General features: G+C 52.8%; 14 protein-coding genes and 6 tRNA genes. 6 read left to right on the top strand and 14 right to left on the bottom strand.

Annotated features, from left to right (window positions below):
* Window positions 1–131: 131 nt before the first annotated feature.
* From ACJJI8_RS14070 to ACJJI8_RS14010, 13 genes are all read right to left on the bottom strand, one after another.
* On the bottom strand, window positions 132–1,769 hold the full coding sequence (locus tag ACJJI8_RS14070; RefSeq protein WP_444932743.1) for an AMP-binding protein: 1,638 nt from the start codon (window positions 1,767–1,769) through the stop codon (window positions 132–134).
* A 150-nt stretch (window positions 1,770–1,919) separates the two neighbouring features.
* Window positions 1,920–2,255: an SCP2 sterol-binding domain-containing protein gene (locus tag ACJJI8_RS14065; protein WP_444932742.1), complete on the bottom strand. Its 336-nt coding sequence runs from the start codon at window positions 2,253–2,255 to the stop codon at window positions 1,920–1,922.
* Between the two features lie 81 nt (window positions 2,256–2,336).
* Window positions 2,337–4,130, bottom strand: a complete 1,794-nt coding sequence (locus ACJJI8_RS14060; protein ID WP_444932741.1) for an acyl-CoA dehydrogenase C-terminal domain-containing protein — start codon at window positions 4,128–4,130, stop codon at window positions 2,337–2,339.
* Between the two features lie 178 nt (window positions 4,131–4,308).
* A complete protein-coding gene (locus ACJJI8_RS14055; RefSeq protein ID WP_282933467.1) occupies window positions 4,309–5,379 on the bottom strand; it encodes an AraC family transcriptional regulator in 1,071 nt (356 codons plus the stop codon).
* A gap of 3 nt (window positions 5,380–5,382) precedes the next feature.
* Window positions 5,383–5,583, bottom strand: coding sequence for a hypothetical protein (locus ACJJI8_RS14050; RefSeq protein WP_282933468.1), 201 nt, complete (start codon window positions 5,581–5,583; stop codon window positions 5,383–5,385).
* Window positions 5,584–5,844: 261 nt separating this feature from the next.
* Window positions 5,845–7,230, bottom strand: coding sequence for a class II fumarate hydratase (locus tag ACJJI8_RS14045; RefSeq protein ID WP_413665142.1), 1,386 nt, complete (start codon window positions 7,228–7,230; stop codon window positions 5,845–5,847).
* A gap of 58 nt (window positions 7,231–7,288) precedes the next feature.
* Window positions 7,289–7,735 (bottom strand): DUF4399 domain-containing protein, encoded by a 447-nt coding sequence (locus ACJJI8_RS14040; protein WP_282933470.1) that lies wholly within the window; start codon window positions 7,733–7,735, stop codon window positions 7,289–7,291.
* Between the two features lie 252 nt (window positions 7,736–7,987).
* The gene (locus tag ACJJI8_RS14035) at window positions 7,988–8,422 is read right to left on the bottom strand and encodes a hypothetical protein (protein WP_282933471.1); all 435 of its coding nucleotides are present in this window, start codon (window positions 8,420–8,422) and stop codon (window positions 7,988–7,990) included.
* Window positions 8,423–8,599: 177 nt separating this feature from the next.
* Window positions 8,600–10,651 (bottom strand): NAD-dependent DNA ligase LigA, encoded by a 2,052-nt coding sequence (ligA, locus tag ACJJI8_RS14030; RefSeq protein WP_444932740.1) that lies wholly within the window; start codon window positions 10,649–10,651, stop codon window positions 8,600–8,602.
* A gap of 151 nt (window positions 10,652–10,802) precedes the next feature.
* Complete coding sequence (gene zipA, locus ACJJI8_RS14025) at window positions 10,803–11,819, bottom strand: cell division protein ZipA (RefSeq protein WP_444932739.1); 1,017 nt, start codon at window positions 11,817–11,819, stop codon at window positions 10,803–10,805.
* Window positions 11,820–11,845: 26 nt separating this feature from the next.
* Window positions 11,846–15,349, bottom strand: a complete 3,504-nt coding sequence (gene smc, locus ACJJI8_RS14020; RefSeq protein ID WP_444932738.1) for a chromosome segregation protein SMC — start codon at window positions 15,347–15,349, stop codon at window positions 11,846–11,848.
* 304 nt (window positions 15,350–15,653) lie between these two features.
* Window positions 15,654–16,883, bottom strand: coding sequence for a c-type cytochrome biogenesis protein CcmI (gene ccmI, locus ACJJI8_RS14015; RefSeq protein ID WP_413665138.1), 1,230 nt, complete (start codon window positions 16,881–16,883; stop codon window positions 15,654–15,656).
* A complete protein-coding gene (locus tag ACJJI8_RS14010) occupies window positions 16,880–17,407 on the bottom strand; it encodes a cytochrome c-type biogenesis protein (RefSeq protein WP_413665137.1) in 528 nt (175 codons plus the stop codon). Before ACJJI8_RS14010 ends, ccmI begins: the two co-directional genes overlap by 4 nt.
* Before the next feature lie 176 nt (window positions 17,408–17,583).
* On the opposite strand from ACJJI8_RS14010, the gene ACJJI8_RS14005 reads away from it, so the two are divergent.
* The 6 genes from ACJJI8_RS14005 (at window position 17,584) to ACJJI8_RS13980 (ending at window position 18,897) form a co-directional block, all read left to right on the top strand.
* Window positions 17,584–17,659, top strand: a tRNA-Val gene (locus tag ACJJI8_RS14005).
* A 49-nt stretch (window positions 17,660–17,708) separates the two neighbouring features.
* A tRNA-Asp gene (locus tag ACJJI8_RS14000) sits at window positions 17,709–17,785 on the top strand.
* A gap of 396 nt (window positions 17,786–18,181) precedes the next feature.
* Window positions 18,182–18,257: transfer RNA gene (locus ACJJI8_RS13995), tRNA-Val, on the top strand.
* Window positions 18,258–18,305: 48 nt separating this feature from the next.
* Window positions 18,306–18,382 (top strand) — tRNA-Asp (locus ACJJI8_RS13990).
* A 314-nt stretch (window positions 18,383–18,696) separates the two neighbouring features.
* Window positions 18,697–18,772: transfer RNA gene (locus ACJJI8_RS13985), tRNA-Val, on the top strand.
* A 48-nt stretch (window positions 18,773–18,820) separates the two neighbouring features.
* Window positions 18,821–18,897: transfer RNA gene (locus ACJJI8_RS13980), tRNA-Asp, on the top strand.
* Window positions 18,898–18,967: 70 nt separating this feature from the next.
* On the opposite strand, the gene ACJJI8_RS13975 is transcribed toward ACJJI8_RS13980, so the two are convergent.
* Entirely contained in the window at window positions 18,968–19,447 is a 480-nt protein-coding gene (locus ACJJI8_RS13975) for a GFA family protein (protein ID WP_444932737.1), read from the bottom strand.
* Between the last annotated feature and the right edge of the window lie 138 nt (window positions 19,448–19,585).

The following is a 19,585-nucleotide window of genomic DNA, read 5'->3' as shown; positions in this document are numbered from 1 at the left end:
CAACCTCCCCCCCCCAAACATCAACCCTGCATTAGCTGCAGGTGCATCTCCCTGAATCGAAACCAATAAAAAAGCCCCACTGTCTCCAGCAGGGCCTTTTAAGCGGTTGAACTCTTTAGCTAAATAGCGACTTAAGCAGCGCTAGTAGCCTCAAGCTTTTTCAACTCTTCATCGCGAAGTTCACGGCGCAAGATTTTGCCCACATTAGTTTTGGGTAAGTCCTCACGGAACTCCACATGCTTCGGCACTTTATAAGCCGTCATATGCTCACGGCAGTAGGCGACAACTTCATCTTCAGTCAAAGATGGATCAGCCTTCACCAGGAAGAGCTTCACCTGCTCACCACTTTTCTCATCCGGGATACCGATAGCGGCAGCTTCAGTGACCTTCGAATGCGCGCTGATCACATCTTCAATTTCATTGGGATATACATTGAAGCCGGACACAATAATCATGTCCTTCTTGCGATCCACAATTTTGATGTAACCGTCATCCTGAATAACGGCCATATCACCGGTATTCAACCAACCTTCACTATCGATAGTATCCGCAGTCGCTTCCGGGCGCTGCCAATAACCTTTCATCACCTGCGGCCCACGTACACACAACTCACCAGGGGAGTTATTCGGCAGGTCATTGCCATTTTCATCGACAACCTTAACCTCGGTACCGGGAACCGGAACGCCCACTGTACCCAGTTGCACACCATCAGCCGGGTTAAATGAAACAACCGGGGAAGTCTCGGTCATACCGTAACCTTCCATAACAATGCAGCCGGTCATTTCCTCCCAACGCTTAGCCGTATCGCGAGTTAACGCCATACCACCAGAAGCTGTCGAGTGCAATTTGCTAAAGTCCAGCTCAGCAAAATCCTTGTTGCGCATCAACCCATTAAATAGGGTGTTGAGCCCAACAAACCCTGTGAAACGCAGGCCTTTCAACATCTTCACAAAACCCGGGATATCGCGCGGGTTAGGTACTAATAGCGAATGGTTACCCGTGGAGAAAAGGCACATACAGTGGATGGTAAATGCGTAGATATGATAAAGCGGCAAAGGTGCAATATAGAACTCCTCGCCCTCTTTCATGCCATTGGCAAAGGCAATACGCACCTGCTCCATGTTGGCAACTAGGTTGCCATTAGTCAGCATTGCACCCTTGGCAACTCCAGTGGTACCGCCGGTATATTGTAAAACCGCAATATCTTCTTTAGTGCGCTCAACATCCTTATGTGGACGCTCAGCACCTTTTGCCATGGCATCGCGGAAACGAACTTCATTGGCAAAAGAAAATTCAGGCACCATTTTCTTAACGTACTTCGCCACACTGTTGATCAAGGTACGTTTCAGCGGGCTGTGCAGATCCGCAATTTCGGTAACAATAACTTGCTTTACATCAGTTTCAGCAACCACGGCAGCAGCGGTATCGGCAATATTCGCCAGTACGATCAGTGCCTTGGCCCCTGAATCATTCAGCTGATGCTTAAGCTCGCGCTGCGTGTACAGCGGATTGGTATTTACTACAACCAAACCTGCGCGCAGTGCACCAAAAACAACTACCGGGTACTGCAGCACGTTGGGCAGCTGGACAGCGATGCGATCGCCGGGCTTCAAGTCGGTATGATTTTGTAAATAAGAGGCGAATTTTCCACTTAGCGTGTCAATATCATTGATTGAAAGTGTACGCCCCAGGCATGTGAAAGCCGGCCGGTCACCGAATTTGGCGCAAGCGCCTTTAAAGACATCAAGTATGCTGCGATCAATGTCCAACTCTCTTCTCCCATTCCTGATTGTTGTCGTCGCTTGCCCACACCTTCCGTCTCCATAGGCGAAAGCTGCCATATCTCTGGGCGAGCGAGAATTTATTTATTGTTTGTAGTATCTTTGAGACGGTGAAAAAGAAGGGTTTAAAACCTTTCTTTACCGATCTCCCTCTTCACTATTCGCAGGAAATAAACCTGCCAATGCTGCGGCCAACTCGCGATTTCCAGAATATTGAACATCCCCCAAAAGGAAGGCGTGACGCCCACTTAATTGACCGTCCAATATAGCACTGAGAGTGCTGTTTTCCATTTCCAATGTTAGTTCTGGATTATCAGTCTGACCAAATTCGGAAATCACTTTGTAATTTTTAGATACTTCGGTGACATAAACATAGAAGTCACAGGCATCTGGCAGCCGGAACTGTACCCGAGCCAGCGGGTACGAACAAGCTAAGTGATACAGGCGCTCTTGAACCGAATCCGGCAATTGCATCGGAAATTCTCCGTTTAAGCCGCTTTGTTACTCACAAAAAAACCGCCGGCATTTGCCGGCGGTTTTCATTTCAGAGCGGGATCAGAATGCAAAATGCTCGGCATCCAATTCCATCAAGTTGCCTGCTCCACTCAACATGGACGTTGCGTGGCTGGAAGTGCGAGGAAGGATACGCTCGAAGAAGAAACGCGCGGTAGTAATTTTCGCCTTGTAGAAATCTTCTTCTCCAGTGCCCGCTGCCAGTTTTTCATTGGCAACTTTAGCCGCCTGCGCCCACAGGAAGGCCAGCACGGTGTAACCGGAGAACATCAGGTAATCTACAGAAGCAGCACCTACTTCATCTGGGTTTTCCATAGCTTTGCCGCCAACGTGCAAGGTCAGGTCTCCCCACTGCTTGTTCAGCTCTTGCAACTTAGCAACGAAAGGCGCCAGTGCTTCGTTATCAATTTCCGCCTGGCAGAATTTGTGAACCTGCTTGGTGAAACCGCGCAGCAATTCGCCCTGGGTCATCAGAACCTTACGGCCCAACAAGTCCAGAGCCTGAATACCAGTGGTGCCTTCATAGATTGTGGAGATACGCGAATCACGTACGTTCTGCTCCACACCCCACTCGGCAATATAGCCGTGACCACCGAAACACTGCATACCCAGGTTGGCAGATTCGAAACCAGCTTCCGTTAAAAATGCTTTTGCAATCGGCGTCAGGAACGCCAGCATATCGTCAGCGGCTTTCTTCGCATCAGCATCGCCTTTGTGAGTGATATCAACCAGCTGTGCACACTTAACAACCAGCATACGACCACCTTCGGAGAAGGCTTTCTGGGTCATCAGCATGCGGCGCACGTCAGGGTGAACAATAATCGGGTCAGCCGGGCCTTCCGGGTTTTTCACGCCGGACAGAGAACGCATTTGCAGGCGATCTTTTGCATAAGCCAGGGACTTCTGGAAACCGATCTCGGAGTGAGCCAGGCCTTGCAGAGCAGTGCCCAGGCGCGCAGTGTTCATAAAGGTGAACATATAGCTCAGGCCTTTATTCTGCTCGCCGATTAGGAAGCCTTTAGCACCGTCAAAGTTCAGCACTGCAGTGGCGTTGCCGTGAATACCCATTTTGTGCTCGAGGGAACCACATACCACACCGTTGCGCTCACCGGCAGAGCCGTCAGCGTTCGGCAGGAACTTGGGTACGATAAACAGGGAGATACCCTTGGTGCCAGCAGGTGCGTCTGGCAGGCGGGCGAGTACGATATGAACAATATTGTCAGTCATGTCGTGCTCACCGGCGGAGATAAAGATCTTGGTGCCGGTAATCGCGTAGGAGCCATCGTCATTCGGCTCGGCCTTGGTGCGCAGAATACCCAGATCGGTACCGCAGTGAGGCTCGGTCAGACACATAGTGCCAGTCCAGCTACCTTCAACCAGCTTGGTCAGGTAAACCTGCTTCTGCTCTTCAGTACCGTGCTCTTCCAGGGTGTTCATGGCACCGTGGGACAAACCGGGGTACATGCCCCAGGACCAGTTGGCGGTGCCAACCATCTCGCTCATAATAGTACCGAGCGAGGGCGGCAGGCCCTGGCCACCGTACTCAGGATCGTGGGGCAGCGCAGCCCAGCCACCCTCTACAAACTGCTGGTAGGCTTCTTTAAAGCCTTCCGGGGTAGTAACTTCACCGTCTTTCCAGGTGCAACCTTGCTGGTCGCCAATTTGGTTCAGCGGTGCAATAACGTTTTCACAAAACTTTGCACCCTCTTCCAGGATGGCATCCACGACATCAGGAGTAGCCTCCTCATATCCAAGTGACTCATAATGCTTTTCTGAGTCCAGCATCTCGCGCATTACGAAACGCAAATCACGCAGTGGCATTTTGATATCGGTCATCCTGATAACCTCAATTCGCTTATGTTTGGGACCGGAGGCAAAACCATCCAGTCATATTTATGACTAATTTCTAAGATTGGTTCATCATAGTAGTAAGCGAGCAGCCCCCTCTATGGCCAAACCCGTCCAAAGCGGTGACAAATCGAGGCGAGAGGATGAAAAAAGGTGACTGGCCCAGTCAAATATCCAGGCCAGCTGCGGCGCGACCACCCCGGCGATACTCGCCTGGCGTAATTCCCGTCCATTTTTTGAAGGCGCGGAAGAAAGCACTGGATTCATCGAACCCAAGCATCTCTGCGATCTGCCCATTGGAAAGATCCGGGCAGCTGAGGTAGTGAAAAGCCGCTTCCATCCGACATTCGTCTTTGAGCTTCTGGTAGGAGGTACCCTCCTGCTGCAGGCGACGTCGCAACGTGGTGACCGACATATTGAGTCTCTCCGCCACCGCCTCAGCGGCGGGCATGGACTCGCTCACATCCCGGTTCAAAATGGTTTTTACTTTGGTTTTGATACTATTGGCACTGCCGTCGCTGATCACCAGGTGGTAAGGAGCGGTGCGAATAAAGTCCTCGACCATCTGCGGGCTTTGCACCACAGGGTATTCCAGGTAGCGGGTATCGTATTCGAGCGCATTAAACGGTTGCTCAAATAACAACTCATTAGCCTCGCTTTGCGCGAGACTGCGAAACTCTTCCGGGCAAGCAAATGAGAAGTGCAACCTGGCCAGCGGAATCTCCCGCCCTGCCAGCCAGCAATAAAACCTGTGCCAAACCGCTAGAGTTGTACGCACCACACTGGGGCTCGTGTTATTCAGCAGCTGCTCAAATTCGCCCTTGCCCAGCGAACTGATCCCGCAAATTTCAACCCGCTCGCGCCCATGGCCACCTTCTCCGAGTACCGGCTTCACCTTAAAACCTCGGCAGATTTCCATAAATTCGGCACAGAGCGTAATCGCCTGGCGGAGGGTTGCACAATTCACCACCGCCAGACACAACAAGCGAAAAGACCCGGAACGGACCCTTCCACCGCTAAGCATGCCAAACCACTCATTTTGCGCCAGCCACATCACGCGCTGGTACAAGCGGCCATACTTCACTGCTGAAAATGCGGATACGCCCTGCAATTCAGACTCATCGATATCGACAGAAGCCAAAAGCTCCTTGCGATCACACCCGTGTTTGGTCGCCTCTTCGAGCAGTCGCTCGAGGTAGGCGATAGGGATGCGAATATCCTCTTCCGTTGACGCCATCTATTATTTACGCCTGCGCAACCAATTCAATAAAGCCCCGCACCCAAACGCCAGAGCAATGATGACAAGCAATATCACCAACAGAAGAATGAAATAGGTGACAACATCCTTAACGGGCAGGTCCCAGCTGTAGACTGCCGCCACTACAAAGGCGACACAGGCGAGGACACTAGTAATAAAGGAGCGGCGACTTCTTTTAGCCATGACGATCTGGATACATTGATTTTCAAAACAGGTGAGACTGCCACATTTTGTGGCGCTACCATTGTATTGTCGGCACCCAGTACCGACGCGGCGTCGAATCGTGAGGGATTGGCCGGTTCCTGTCAACGCCGCAGGAGGCATCAATGAGCAGAAGAATGCTGGAACCAGAGGATCGAGCCACGCTGTTAAGGCTTTTGCACTGGCTTATGTGCCTGACAGCCATTATATCGTTAATACTGTTGGGAATCGCCTTTTTTGCCCCTAGCTAATCAGCCCACCCTTGGCCAAATGGGCGGGATCTAACAATTCCTCAAGCGTTTCTCTATCCAGGTCCGTCATTTCAACAGCAACATCCAGCACTGGCCTACAGCTGGCATAGGCGGCCTTGGCAATCTCCGCCGCTTTCAGGTAGCCAATCACTGGGTTAAGGGAGGTCACTAAAATGGGGTTGCGGCCCAGGGTTCCCTCAATATGCGCCCGATTCACCGCGAAACTGGCAACGGCTCGATCAGCCAATAGGGTCGATGCATTCGCGAGCAGGTTAATACTTTCCAGCAGCGTACTGCCTACTAAAGGCAACATAACATTCAATTGAAAATTGCCGCTCTGTCCCGCCACGGTCACTGTGGTGTCATTACCCATCACCCGGGCACAAACCATAGTAACTGATTCAGCAATAACCGGGTTCACTTTGCCCGGCATAATGCTGCTCCCTGGCTGCAAGGCCTCCAGGGCGATTTCGGAGAGGCCAGCAAGCGGACCGCTGTTCATCCAACGCAAATCATTGGCAATTTTCATCAGGGAAACTGCCAACACCTTGAGCTGCCCGGACAATTCCACCGACGTATCCTGACTGGAAATTGCGGTAAAAAAGTTCTCTGCCGGGCGAAACTGATGAGATGTGTGGGCGCTGATTTTTTGTGCAAACAGCTCGGCAAAATCCGGGTGAGCATTGAGCCCGGTGCCAATCGCCGTTCCGCCTTGAGCCAGCTGGGCAAGCCGAGGCATTACCGCGCGAATCCTCTCCCGGCACGCCTCTATTTGTGCAGCCCAACCTCCAACTTCCTGCGCCATTGTCATAGGCACTGCATCCATCAGATGGGTGCGGCCGGTTTTTACAATACTTTCAAGTTCCGTGGACTTGTCGCACAAGCCAGTGTGCAAATGGCGCAACGCAGGCAGCAGGGTGTCGCGCACTGCAAGCAGGGCGGACACATGAATCGCGGTCGGAACCACGTCATTACTGCTCTGACTCATATTCACGTGATCATTGGGGCTGATGGTTTGATCACTGTGCTTTTCTGCAAGGTGAGCGAGCACCTCGTTAACATTCATATTTGAGCTGGTACCAGAACCTGTCTGGTAAATATCGACGGGAAAATGAGTGGCATACTCCTCATCACCGAGACTGTCGCAGGCATTGATAATGGCCTCAGCCTGGGCTTTATCCAGCAACCCCAAGTCCCGGTTGGCCTCCGCAGCAGATTTCTTTATCAGCACAATGGCGCGGATAAACTCTGCCGGCAAGCCGTGACCACTGACAGGAAAATTCTCCACGGCGCGCTGGGTTTGCGCGCCATACATCGCCTCAGTCGGCACCTGAACTTCGCCCAGGCTGTCCTTCTCAGTGCGGAATTCGCCACCCATTTCACTCTCCCCAGATGCGCTTAATGCATCGACAGAAGGTTATTTAGCCGCTGCAGCCCTACTCGACCACGACGGTAATTTTCTTGGACATCACAGGCTCTTTATGTGGCACATGCATATAGTTGCCCAGAACCAGTTGTAGCGTATGCTTGCCCGGTGGCAAGGTAACTTGAGTCTCGGTTTGCCCGCCACCAAAGTGAATGATGTTCTTACTCGCCGGCAAAGGCTTGCTCATATCCGGCATATCATCCACATCAATCAGCAGATGATGGTGGCCGGTATTCTCTTGATTGGTACCCGCCGGTGCCACACCCATACCAGACAAACCAAACTTCACCGTAAATGTCTGGGGCACCTTCTCTCCATCCTTCGGCGAGATAATATAGACCTTGGCATCTGCTGGGGCCTTACTGCTCATATCCATTTTGCTTTCGTGCTCAGACGCATGTAACAGCGGCGACAACATCAGTGCGCTGGCAAACAGCAGAGAACTGGATTTAATCATGTGTATTCCTTCCTGATAGGGCGCCCAGATCGCGCCAATTCTTATAATCTGGCTTTACAGCTTCTCGGCCGCGGCACCTTGGTACCGTTCGGCAAAGACACTTTAACAGACCAAAGTTTCAGTTCCAGAGACTATCAGGGAATATAGTTGCGGAAAGAAAAAGAGAGATAGGATTTGTGACAGGGCTGCTTATTTAAATCTGCTTTGCGGCAATTAGGCAAGAGAGGGCCCGGACCAACCGGGCCACAAAAATCAGATACTCACCCGCCCCTCTTGGGTCCACTCGCAGCGAACCTGCATATCGCCGCTGCCCGGCTCGTGATAGAGGCCAGCGGATTCCCAGCTGAAAGAGTGAACGCCGGAAAGCTCAGTTTCCAAATGCACAGTTGCCGAAACCCAATACATACTCTTCAACAACTCTTCAAACTTCTGTATCCACAAATCCCACTCGTATTCTACCGCCCGATAGGAAGCGCCAAAGTGGATAACATCGGTTTGGTACTGGGATTGCTTCACCTTAATGGTGGGAATAGCAAACATATCCCGGCACAGGAATGGCCATTCGTCAGCACTGGGCAGAGCGAGCACAGCATTGCGGTTCACCCTGCGCCGATCGCTGCCGCCAGCGAGGCTATTGCTGTCTTTGATACATCCGTAAACGATGGATTCCTGATCGCCCTGAAGCATTAATTCCATTCCTTACCACAGTGCCACTGGACATCAGGTACCCAGGGCAAAACAGATCTAAGGTATCAACTTTAACGGCGAAGCGACCAGAAAGCCACAAAACAAAACACGAACCTGCAAAGTGCTCAAAAGTTCGGCTATTCAGTTACTAATGGTGCCCCGCCTAAAATACTAGAACTAAATCTCAAAGCCCCTTTCGCGCAGCATATCCAGAAGCGCCTCTTCATCCATAACTGTGATACCTAGCTCCTGCGCTTTGGTCAATTTTGAGCCAGCGCCTGGCCCGGCAACCAGAGTGCCGGTCTTGGCGGAAACACTTCCTGCGACTTTCGCACCCAGCCTCTGTAAGTAGTCTTTTGCTTCACTGCGGGACAGGGTTTCCAGTTTGCCGGTGAGCACCCAGGTTTCCCCTGCCAGGGGCTGATCCTGCTCGTCACTCTCCTCCGCTTGCCAATGCACACCCGCCTGCTGCAGTGCCTCCACCTCTTCTTGGGCATGAGGCTGCTGAAAAAACTCAGCAACAAAATGAGCGACCACTGGGCCCACATCTTCAACTTCCTGCAAAGCCTCGACATCTGCCGACATTAGCGGATTCAATTCGCCAAAGTGCCGCGCCAAATTGCGCGCAGTAGCCTCACCCACTTCTCGGATACCCAGGGCATAGAGGAATTTAGGCAGCGTGGTCTCTTTACTGCGCTCCAGTGCATCGAGGAGGTTCTGGGCAGACTTTTGCCCCATTCGCTCAAGTCCCGCCACCTGCTCCAAGGTGAGGTGGTAGAGCCCGGACACCGAATGTAACAAGTCCTCATCTACCAGCTGCTCTACCAGCTTGTCTCCCAGACCATCAATGTCCATTGCTTTGCGCGAAGCGAAATGCTTGATGGCCTGCTTGCGCTGGGCACTACAAATCAGGCCGCCGCTACAGCGGACCACCGCTTCACCGGGCGTTGATTCCACCGGCGAGCCGCATACCGGGCAATGCGTAGGGAATTCAATAGCGTGGCCACCCGGCTTGCGCTTGCTCTCCACTACAGAAACCACCTGCGGGATAACATCTCCGGCACGGCGAATAATGACGGTATCACCCACCTGTACGCCGAGGCGCTCGATCTCATCTCGATTGTGCAGAGTTGCATTGGAAACGGTAACCCCGCCGACAAACACCGGTTGTAGGCGAGCAACCGGGGTAACCGCACCGGTGCGCCCTACCTGGAATTCAACATCCAATAATTCAGTCATTTCCTCCTGAGCGGGAAACTTATAGGCCATGGCCCAACGGGGTGCGCGGGCAACAAAGCCGAGACGGCGCTGCAGGGGAATACTGTTGACCTTAAAAACAATACCGTCGATATCGTAAGCGAGGTCCTCGCGCTTCTCGCCGATTTCCCGGTAGTAATCGATGCAGCCCTGAATATCCTTAGCGACGCGCATCTCCCGGTTTGTACGGAAGCCCCAATGCCCCAGCAGCTGCAAAGTCTCAACGTGCTTTTCCGGCAGCTCACCGCCCTCTACAAGACCAGTGCCATACACACACAATTCCAGCGGTCTCTGCGCTGTTATGCGGGAGTCCAATTGACGCAAACTGCCGGCAGCGGCATTTCGAGGATTTACGAAAAGCTTCTCACCCGCCGCGGCCGCTTTGCGATTCAATTCGGCAAAGCCCGCTTTCGGCATATAGATTTCGCCGCGCACTTCCAATACACCCGGATACTTTTCAATACCATCTGCTTGACGCAAACGCAGAGGTACAGATCCCACGGTGCGTACATTCTGGGTGATATCTTCACCGGTGGCACCATCGCCGCGCGTTGCAGCTCGCTCAAGTACTCCGTCGCGATACAAAAGGCTGATAGCGATACCGTCTAACTTGGGTTCACAGGCGTATTCCACCGGCCCTTTACTGTTGAGGCGCTCACACACCCGGCGGTCAAACTCCAGCAACTCTTCATCATTAAAGGCGTTATCCAAAGACAACATCGCCACCTCATGGCGAACTTCCTGAAAAGAGGAGAGCGGCTCTGCGCCTACCCGCTGGGTGGGAGAATCCGGTGTCAGTAGCTGAGGGAATTCACTTTCCAAGTCCTGCAACTCGCGCAGGCGCCGGTCGTACTCAATATCCGGCAACTCGGGATCATCAAGCACATAGTATTGGTGATTCGCACGCTGGAGGATTTCATGTAATTCCTGAACACGTTCGCGCACTTGAGGGGAAATAGTTTGATGAGTCATCGGCAATTCGAGTGAATAAAAATAATAGTTAGAAAATTATTTCGATTTTACATGCAAATACGGCCCGAGCTTACGGCTAATTTCCAAAATGAAAATCAGCCGGCATCCCGGGCCGCATTAAAAATGGCAACAATTATTTAGAGATTGCGAGCTAGCTTTGCGCCATCGCTAAAGTTCTGCGGCGCTGATACTCCACAACCCGCTGACGATAATGCTCCGCCGTTTGCGCGGTAAATACACTGCGATTCTCATCCTTCAATTCGCCACCGAGCAGCTCGGCAATTTTGTATGAGGTGGAAAGCAGTTGATCGAAAGCTTTAATCGCTTCGCCTTCCACAGGTAGTGTCAGGAACAGGCTAACACCCGGCGTGGCAAATTCTTCCATCTGGGCCAGGTCGAAAACGCCGGGTACAACAATATTGGCGAGACTAAAGATAATGGCCCCATCAGCACCGCCGTGCTCATGGTAGTGAAAAATATTCATTTCACCAAAGCGCATGCCACAGGCAACCATTACCCGAAGTAAGTCATTACCCTCGAAGTAATCCCCTTCTGGCGCCATTACATTAATCACCAACACCTCACGGGTGGGAGCACCTTCACCAACACTGCCAGAGCTTGGAGATTGAGAAGATCGCTCGGCTTGAGAATCCTCATGCACCGCTTCATGCTCAGGACTGTGAGCGCTATCCATCGCATTTAGGCTTTCAGCCTCATCTAATGCAGGCTCATAGCGCTGCTCTTCACCGACCGACTCCATCAGGGTGGGGACTTGCTCTTCCAAATCGAGGATACCCTGCTCTTCCGGACTCCTCTGGGGACTGCTGCCGGCGAGCGGTTTGCGCGAGGAAATAAAGCTCTCCTGCACCTGGCGATTCACATGTAGCGCATCCTCTAGCGGACGGCGCTGAACAACGCGAGCCTGCCCCGGCAATTCGCTGTTTGCGGGCTTGGGCTCCCGCGTCTCCAGGGGTTTGCGGACCGAGGGCTCTTCTTCAGCCTTCTCTGAGACCGGATCAGCTTCATTTTTTACTTCAGATTGCATGGCCCGCGACAGATTGCGGGAGACCTTAACTGCCGCGCGCTGCCGTAAGATCGCCCGGCGTATGCCATCGACCACAACGACCAACAGAACGACAACCAGGATTGTAACCAGCCAGTTATCCATTTTTTAGCGCCTCTCCCTTTACGCCCTTATGCAGAAGCCAGCTCGGCTGCTTCTTCCACATTCACCGACACCAGTCGGGATACACCCGGCTCGTGCATGGTAACCCCCAGCAACTGATCCGCCATCTCCATTGCGATCTTATTGTGGGTAATATAGATGAACTGAACGTGTTCTGACATTTCTTTAACCATTCGTGCGTAACGACCAACGTTAGCATCGTCAAGGGGAGCATCCACCTCATCCAACATACAAAAAGGTGCTGGATTCAGACGGAAAATCGAGAATACCAAAGCGATCGCCGTCAGCGCTTTTTCTCCACCCGAGAGCAGATGGATTGTGCTGTTGCGCTTGCCCGGCGGGCGGGCCATGATCGCGATACCAGTATCGAGCAGATCTTCACCGGTAAGTTCCAGATAGGCATTACCACCACCGAAAACTTTCGGGAAGAGTTCCTGCAGGCCCGCATTTACCTGATCAAAAGTTTCCTTGAAGCGGATTCTCGTTTCCTTGTCGATTTTCTTAATTGCATTTTCCAGGGTCTCCAGCGCTTCCATCAGATCCCCATACTGGCGATCCAGGTAGTTCTTGCGCTCAGACTCCTGCTTGTATTCATCGATAGCTGCGAGGTTAATCGGCCCGAGGCGCGAGATACGCGCGGCTACCAATTCCAAATCTTCCTGTACCTGTTTAATCGTCAGATCGCCAGGTAACTGTTCGAGCAGCTGATCGATATCGTGCTCGCTCTCGCGCAGCTGCTCTACCAATCCGTTTCGTTGCACCTCCAGAGTCTGCGCAGCGAGACGCTCCTGCTCAAGCTGGGCGCGCACCCCCTGAAGAGCCGCCTCCACTTTGTGGCGCTCCTGTTCCTGCTCACGCAGGCCGGTCTCAACCTCTTCCAACTTTTTGCGCGCATCGGCGAGTTCCGTTTCCACCTCAATACGCTCGCCGAGTTTTTCTTCCAACTCAGCCTGAAAATCCTGGGAGGGGTCCTGGGTCTCCTCCATTTGCTCCTGCAATTGCTGACGACGACTGCGCAACCTTTCCAGCTGCTCGCTCATCACCTGCAAAGTGCGCTCAAGAGACACCATCTGGGTGCGCACTGACTGCTCGCGCATAGCCAGTTCATGGGCGCGATCCTTGTCCTCCCGCGCGCGCTGGCGCACGGCATCCAAAGCTTCGCGCAATTCCTCCCGGCGTGCCATTAGCGTTTCGCGACGATCGGTATCATCGCTCATCGCCTCGACAGCTTCCTGCAGCATTAGACGAGCTTCCGACAGGGACTCCCCTTCCAACTCCTGCTGCTCACGCACCTCATCGATTTCCTGCTCAATTCGGATACGGCGCTCATTCATCTGCTCCGCACGCGCCCGTCGGGCGGACAACTGGCTGCGCAGCTCTGCCTCGCGACGCCCGAGCTGGTCGGACTCATTGCGAGCTTGTTCGATGGAGCGTTCGAGATCGACCGTTTGCGTGCGCAGGGACTCGCGTCGCTCGGCAATACTCTCTATCTGCTCCTCACATAGGGCCAGCTCCTGCCCCAGGGTTTCAAGATCCTGCTTGCGCGCCAGGACCCCGGCCTCTGCATCACTGGCGCGATTCACTCGCAACCAGTTGGGGCCGAGCCAGAGCCCATCGCGAGTCACAATAGACTCATGAGCTTGCAAACTCGCTCGCCTGGACAGCGCCTCAGTCAAATCCTCTGCGGTATAAATTCCCGCCAAGATGCCGGAGAGAGAGGCTGGCCCCTGAACCATATCCTGCAGCGAAGGAAGTGCTCCCTTCGCATTGCTATTTACAGCACTGTTATCGATCAGAACCGCTTGACCGCTTTCCAGTGCCGCCAATCCTTCAGCCACGGACTCGAGCTGCTCAACACATACCGCCTGCAATTGGGGGCCGAGGATAGTTTCAACTGCGGTTTCCCAGCCGGGCTGGGCTTTAATCTGGTCGGCGAGCCGGGGCTTGTCAGCCAGGGCTTGCTGCTGCAGCCAATTCTCAACTGCCTTGCCTTGCCCTAAAGCAGCTTGTTGCAAGGCTTCCAGAGACGCCTGACGGCCTCGTCCGGTTTGCAGCTGCAAGCGTAACTGATCGAGTTCGGTAGCCAGCTCCCGCTCCTGCACACGGAGACTGTCCAGAGACTCGCGACGCTCTGCCGCTTCCTCGCGGCGTTCTTCAGCCTGCATTTCCAGCTCGGCCATCTGTTCGTTCAGCTGCAGCGTCTCTTCATCGTCGTCAGAGACCTGGAGGCCGGACTGCTCCGCCAATAGCTTGTTGACCCGCTCCAGCAGCCGCTGGCCAGAAGTTTCCAAGTGTTGGATGCGGGATTGCTGCACCTCAGCTTTCTGACGGGAGCCAGAGGCACCCTGGTTAAACTGGTCCCACTCGTTCTGCCAATTGCGCATCTGCTCTTCAGATTCGAGCAGCGCCGCAGCAGATTCCTCTTCTGCTGCTAAGACCATCTCCAGGTCCGGCAGAATAATCTCAAGTTCCTCCTCAAACTGGGCCGCTTTTTCGCGATCCACTTCGAGGTTGGTCTCTGCCTCGCGGTATTCTTGTTCGGTTTGCGCCAAATCGGAATGCAGGCGAGTAGAGCGCTCACGAGCGTGGGCAATACTCTGCTCCAAACGGGCGATATCTCCACCGACGGCATAAAAGCGCCCCTGGACTTCGTTAAAACTGTCAGATAGCTCGTGGTACCCCACGCGCTTTTGCTCAATGCCTGTGTCACAGGTGACCTGGCGGGTAACCAGCTCTTCAACGGTGAGTTCAAGCTCACCTATTTGTTGCTGCTTGGCCTTGGATTGGTCATCCAGTTCGCGGTATTTGAGCGCCTGAAGATTGGCCTTGTGACTGCGCTCTTCCTCTTTAAATCGGCTGTATTTTTCCGCTGCTGCGGACTGTCGCTCCAGTCGGGACAACTGGCGATCCAGCTCATCGCGGATATCCGTGAGGCGCTCAAGGTTTTCAGAGGTCCGCCTCATCCGGTTTTCGGTGTCCCGGCGGCGCTCCTTGTATTTGGAGATACCGGCGGCCTCTTCGATATAGACGCGCAGCTCTTCGGGCTTGGCTTCGATCAACTTGGAGATCATGCCCTGCTCAATAATGGCGTAGCTGCGCGGGCCAAGGCCGGTACCCAAGAAGAGATCGGTTACATCGCGGCGGCGGCACTTCTCGCCATTCAGGTAATAGGTGTTCTGTGCTTCCCGGGTTACCTTGCGCTTGACGGAAATCTCCGAGAAAGACGCATAGGCTCCAGAAAGCTTGCCCTCAGAGTTATCAAATACCAACTCAATCGAGGCCTGCCCCACGGGCTTGCGGCCACTGGAGCCGTTAAAGATAACGTCTGTCATCGAATCGCCGCGCAGGTTCTTTGCGGAGGATTCCCCCATTACCCAGCGCACCGCATCGATGGTGTTGGATTTACCACAGCCATTGGGACCCACCACCGAGTTGAGGTTTGTCGGAAAATAGACAGTGGTAGGGTCAACAAAAGACTTGAAGCCCGCTAGCTTGATGCACTTCAGACGCATGTATTTATAAACTCGATATTTTTCTCTGCCGGGCGGGACACCAAACCTTTAATATTACTTGGTGTCGCCAGAGCATTCAGCGCTATTCTTCACAGTAATGTTCAGTCGGGATTATCAATCCGACCAAGCAGCGGTCAAGTCAAACATGACGATCGCTACCAAATGCCAACTTGCCCCAATAGAACTCATCAATATCGGGGCAATGTGAGCTTGAGGCCAATTAGACGCAAGAATGCCATCCGGCCGCAAATAAAAATGAGGCCACAGCTTACACTGTGACCTCATTTTCGACAGTCACAGCCAGTTACAGCTGACTATCGATGGCTATTGACTGAGTTTCACTCCAGCGGGATTTAGGCAACTCGCTAATCATTCCCTGCCAATCCCCCGGGGCCGGACGCGCATCTCCCTTAATGGCCAGTCGCGCTACCAACTGCACAGAGTCGACAGTGGCGATGGAGCTTCCAGGCATCATTGCTCGGGACTCATCCAGCACAACCTCTGCCGGTAACTGCCCAGCCGTGAGGCGCACGATAGCCAGAGGCATCGGGCTCGCAGCACTGCGTGCATAGATAAATACCGGGGTAGATTCTGGGGCTTCAACTCCCTCCCCCAAACTGACCTGAACTCGAATCTGCGGGCCTTTCTCTTTCGTTTCTACCTTTGCCTGCACCGCTACAGCCTCACCGCTGTCTGCCAAAGCGCTTTCGGCCCTGGCAACGCCAGCCTGAAGCGCCTCTGCTGCTGCAGATCCTGGGGGAAGCTGGCTAAGTGCTAGCTGCCAATGCTGGCGAGCCTTGCGATAGTCTCCATCTTCAAAAGCGGCAATACCCGCCAAGCCCAGCACAGTGCCATTGGATGGCTGCACCTGTAACACCTGCTTGATCAAGGAGCGGATTTCATCGGTAATCTTGGAACCGCCAGCAAAAAATAGCGCTTGTGCCAGCTCAGCCTTAACGTTGGCCGCCTGTGGCTCGCGAGCCACAACATAGCGATAGGAATCTACCGCCCCAGCCAAATCGCCACTCACCAGTAGCCGCTGCGCCAATATATAGCGACTACTAAGATCATCTGGATGAGTTTTAGCCCGCTCCTGCAACTGACGGGTGATTTTTGCCTCTTCCTCCGAAGAGGTGTGCCCACCTTGGCTCGCCACCATATCGCGATACAAAGCTACTTCGGACGGTCGGTCGGAAAACCCGTAGGCAGCTGCTGCAATTGCAGGCACCAAAACCGCCAGGCCGATTAGCAATCGGCCGCCACCCTGCCTGGCTTCACCAGATTGACTTTCCTGCTGAGCCGCCAGCAGTTCCCGCGCGAGATCTGCCTCCAGCTGGGCAAACTGCTTTTCATCCATCGCACCGCTCTGCACCGCAGCGCGAAGTTCTTTACTGCGCTCCCGGTAGAGCGCTGCCATAGCCTCTCGCTTGCTACTACCGCTGCGACGTCTGCCTGCAGCTCTCAAAGCAGGAATCAGAAATACAAAAGCTACCAACAGTAGCAATAGGGCTACACCAAACCAGATATCAATCATTTACCTTCCTTCCCGCTATCACCTTCATCTACAGCTCCTTCTCCCAACAACTGCTTTAATCGACGCCGCTCATCATCAGTGAGTTCCCCACTGCCGTCATCTTGGCGAGCCCCGGTACCACTTTTTGAGCGCATCACGATCACAATCAAGGCCAGAAGCCCGAAAACGGCAAAAACTCCCGGAGCCAACCACAGGATCAAGGTATTTTTCTGAACAGGTGGGCGGTAGAGCACAAAATCCCCATAGCGGGCCACCATGTAGTCAACGATTTCCTGGTCCGTAAATCCTTCCTCCAGCAAACGGCGGATTTCACGACGCAAGTCCGAGGAAATAGACGCATCGGAGTCTGCCAGGTTCTGGTTTTGACATTTGGGGCAGCGCATCTCTTCAATAAGCACGCGATACCTTGCATCCAGCTCGGGAGAGGACAATTTTTGTGTCTCCACTACCGCATGTGCAGCGATGGACAGGCAAAACATACCGAATGCCAGTACAAGTTGGGCCAGCCAGGTCTTCTGTGTCACAGCTTTTCTCACGCTCTAACTAACGGGAATTGGGGCGATTATAACAGTGTCACCCCCCGGCGGACACGCCCACGAATTCACACAAAAGCGCGTTAACTCATTGAAAGACAAAAAAAAATTCAAAAAAGGCGTTGACGCCACGAAGAATATCATTAAGATACGCAGCTCCTGACACGGGGTGGTTAGCTCAGTTGGGAGAGCGACGGCCTTACAAGCCGTAGGTCACAGGTTCGACCCCTGTACCACCCACCACTTCTCTTACTCTTGCCCGGCAAGAGCAACCAAAGAGAAGCAGGAATGCGGACCGGTAGTTCAGTTGGTTAGAATGCCGGCCTGTCACGCCGGAGGTCGCGGGTTCGAGTCCCGTCCGGTCCGCCATATACAAAAAAGCCCTGCTCGCAAGAGCGGGGCTTTTTTGTTTGTGCCTCACATCTTTTCATTTTTCTAACATTTTATTTTCAGTTGCTTACGCTGGAAATTTGAAAGAGCCACAAAAAAACAACCAAATCTCAGCGTAAAAAAATAGTGCGAGCGCAGTGCCGACAAAATTTTCCTGCAACAATTTTCTCCAGCCTGAATTTTTATTTTCTGAATTTCTACGCAGCTGATTTTGACCGATAAAAACAACTTAAAAAGCCCTCAAAAAATCCTCTAATTAATTAATTTTTAAACAACTTTTGGGTGTTTTTTATTCTTAAAAAAATTTTTAAAAATCTTCCAACAAAATTGTTGACCGCAAAAAAAATATCATTAAGATACGCAGCTCCTGACACGGGGTGGTTAGCTCAGTTGGGAGAGCGACGGCCTTACAAGCCGTAGGTCACAGGTTCGACCCCTGTACCACCCACCACTTCTCTTACTCTTGCCCGGCAAGAGCAACCAAGAGAAGCAGGAATGCGGACCGGTAGTTCAGTTGGTTAGAATGCCGGCCTGTCACGCCGGAGGTCGCGGGTTCGAGTCCCGTCCGGTCCGCCATATACAAAAAAGCCCTGCTCGCAAGAGCGGGGCTTTTTTGTATATGAAAAATTCAAAACCACTTTTCAATACACAACCACCTCCCCACTCCCCACCACAAACTGTGCAGACCGACTAACAAAATTTATAGAAAACCGGGGCAATGAAAGTAGCACCCTGTTTTATTACCAAATATTGCCAATAGACGAGCAGCAATTTCTTCAAATACACACCCGCTTCTCACACTTAAAGCCAGGCGCAAACTTTTTTAGAAAAACTTCCCTAAGTTGTTGACCTAAGTAAAAAAATCATTATGATACGCAGCTCCTGACACGGGGTGGTTAGCTCAGTTGGGAGAGCGACGGCCTTACAAGCCGTAGGTCACAGGTTCGACCCCTGTACCACCCACCACTTCTCTTACTCTTGCCCGGCAAGAGCGACCAAGAGAAGCAGGAATGCGGACCGGTAGTTCAGTTGGTTAGAATGCCGGCCTGTCACGCCGGAGGTCGCGGGTTCGAGTCCCGTCCGGTCCGCCATATACAAAAAAGCCCTGCTCGCAAGAGCGGGGCTTTTTTGTTTGCGCCAATTAGAAAAGAGTTTGGGTTTTTAAACTTCAGCTGAAGCCGCCTGGCTCTCCTCCCATTCCCCATCCACCGTTTCTTCGCCGCCATGCAATAGATGCATCAATCGCTCCAGCTCCGGCATTTCGTTAAAGCACTCCGCTTCACCAGAAATTTCATCCCAGGATGCTTTGGATTCAGTGCAAAGATGGGCCACGACTTTCCCATCGATATCTCCCTCCAACAATCCAGCAGGCACCCAGAAGTGCGTTGTATTACTCATTAAGTGAGGAACTGTACTTCCGCATCCACTGCAAAAGTCAGATCGATAGCCCGTAGGAGTCCGGAATGAAGAGATTCGGTCTAAGCCCCGCACCCAGCGAAACTGATCCCGGCTAATAAACATGGCCGTATCCGAGGCGGAACCACTCAATTTGCGGCAGAGCGAGCAATGGCATTGGTAAAGGTTTGGAATTGGCTCTTCCAGCTGGAACTCAACCCCACCGCATAGGCACTTCCCATTCATCCCTTTCTCCTTCCGCAAAACTGTTATTCGAAGTCGTCCATGAAATCGCAATAGGTTAGCAACAATATCTCAGTCCTACCCAAGACTCCTATAGACACACAGTGAAGTAAATGCCATTTGGCGTCTCATTCAACGAAC

This window comes from Microbulbifer maximicatervae (SeqCode) (assembly GCF_052467695.1).
Note: the sequence above shows the minus strand (reverse complement) of the source record. Positions and strands in the feature narration are given on the sequence as shown.